We start from the raw sequence: 1,264 nt of genomic DNA on the forward strand, positions 1-1,264 counted from the left end.
GGCCCGGGGGGTGGAGGGACGGCAGGGTTGCCGTTCCCCGGTTACGGCGGGCCCGGGGAGCCGCTCCCGGCCACGGCCGGTCCGGCGGCCGGTGGGCCGGCGGGGGCCGAGTCCTCCGGGGAGCCGAGGAGGTCCGAGCCGGGCAACGAACCGGTGCCGGCCGGCCCGTCCCCCGGCCCGACGGTGGTGGAGGAGGTGGGGGAGGCGGCGCCGGAGCCTCCGGCGGTGACGACCACCGTCACGGAGACGGTGACCGAGCGGGCGCCGGTGCCCCCCGATCCCCCCACCGGGGCAGGGGAGGAGAGCACGCCCCCGGAGGAGACGTTCCCCGGCGAGTCCGCGCCTCCGTCGTCGCCGGCGACGACGGAGGAGGGGGGCGACGGGACCGGGGTGACCTGGCAGGGCGGGGACGAGACCGATCCCCCTCCCGGAGGGGAGGGGGATGAGTTGCTCGAACCCGCGGCGTGGTGCAACGACGGGACGCTGGTGTTCGTGGAGCGTCGGGGCGGGACGTGCGCGGATCAGGGCGGGGTCGCCGTGTGGTTGCGGTTCCTGCCGAACTGATCGCGCCCGGCCCGCGCCCGGCCCGCGTCGGGCCCGCGCCCGGCGCGGGCCCGACGCGGACGGGGGGTGCGGGGTGGACCGGGCGCGCGGCCGGTAACCGACGCCCGGGTACCGCCGTGGCAAGGGCGTTCGCTAGGGTCCCCCGCATGGCTCACAACCCCCATGCACCGCAGGGCCCGCAGGAGCACGATCCGGCCGGCAGCACCCAGATGTTCCGCGCGTTCGTCGACGACGACACGAGGAGCGGTCCGAACCCGACCCCCGCGTCCTCCGGCGGGTCCAGGCTCGGCCTGATCCTGGGTGTCGCGGCGGGTGTCGTCATCCTCGCCGTGGTCGCCTGGCTGGCCTTCTGACATCGCCCATCCGCCCGTCGTGATCCACCCGGCTCCCCGGGTGGGGCGCGGCGGCGGACACACCCCCCACCGGTGACGCGCGGCGCCATCGGTCGCGTCGGCGCGTCGTGTTCGGCTTCCCGGAGCCGGAAACGGCGCGCCGCGCGTTTCGGGCCGGGGCGGTGCGGCGGCGCGTGTCGGGGCGCCGGACGGGCGCCGGACGGGCGCGTGCCGATCGCGGACGTGCGGGTGACCGGCCGGGGTCACGGGTGTGCGGGACGGCGGCGCCCGGGACGCGGACGGGGTGTCACGGCCGGTGTGGGACGGAGCCGTGCCCGTCGGGGCGGGGCGATGCCGTGGGGTCCGAG

2 protein-coding genes are annotated in these 1,264 nt (G+C 78.4%); both read left to right on the plus strand.

The window, feature by feature from the left end; translation table 11 throughout:
* On the plus strand, positions 1 to 564 hold a 564-nt coding region (locus FOE67_RS26065), incomplete at its 5' end, for a DUF3761 domain-containing protein (protein WP_498370722.1).
* Between the two features lie 146 nt (positions 565 to 710).
* Positions 711 to 917: a hypothetical protein gene (locus FOE67_RS26070; protein ID WP_182667284.1), complete on the plus strand. Its 207-nt coding sequence runs from the start codon at positions 711 to 713 to the stop codon at positions 915 to 917.
* Positions 918 to 1,264 lie beyond the last annotated feature (347 nt).

The sequence above is a fragment of the Streptomyces calidiresistens genome (genome assembly GCF_014141525.1).
Lineage (GTDB): Bacteria > Actinomycetota > Actinomycetes > Streptomycetales > Streptomycetaceae > Streptomyces > Streptomyces calidiresistens.